The organism is Vibrio sp. 1402 (genome assembly GCF_033340275.1).
Genome location: NZ_JAWOWE010000750.1, coordinates 1 through 509 on the forward strand (window position 1 = coordinate 1; position 509 = coordinate 509).

At 46.6% G+C, this 509-nt stretch carries 1 protein-coding gene; it reads left to right on the forward strand.

Annotated elements, in window-relative coordinates; genetic code table 11:
- Positions 1–13: 13 nt before the first annotated feature.
- The coding region (locus R7044_RS28285; RefSeq protein ID WP_263857083.1) for a glycosyl hydrolase family 8 at positions 14–509 on the forward strand (496 nt) is incomplete at its 3' end.

Sequence of the window (509 nt, forward strand, 5' to 3'; positions counted from 1 at the left end):
AGGAAGAGGAATAATGAAAAAACTCATCTCGTTCCTTATGTTGTTGGTGTCTCCTTACTTGTGGGCTAACACCTGCGAGTGGCCACAATGGGAAACATTTAAGTCGGTATACATGGAGCAAGGCAGAGTCGTTGATGGCAGTGACGAGCGTATGATTACGACCTCGGAAGGTCAATCTTACGCATTGTTCTTTGCCTTGGTTGCCAATGACCCTAAAACCTTCGATCAGGTTTTAAAATGGACTCAATCACATTTGGCTGGTGGGGATTTGACGGCAAGGCTTCCTGCTTGGTTGTGGGGAAGAAAAGAAAATGGTCAGTTCGGAGTGTTGGATTCTAATCCAGCGTCAGATTCTGATTTGTGGATAGCGTACTCCCTCGTTGAGGCGGGAAGATTATGGAATAACTACTACTATCAGACCCTTGGACATCTGGTCGCGAGTCGTATTCTACGTGAAGAAACCGTCAACGTTGCAGGAGTTGGAACGGTATTGTTGCCAGCTCCAACTG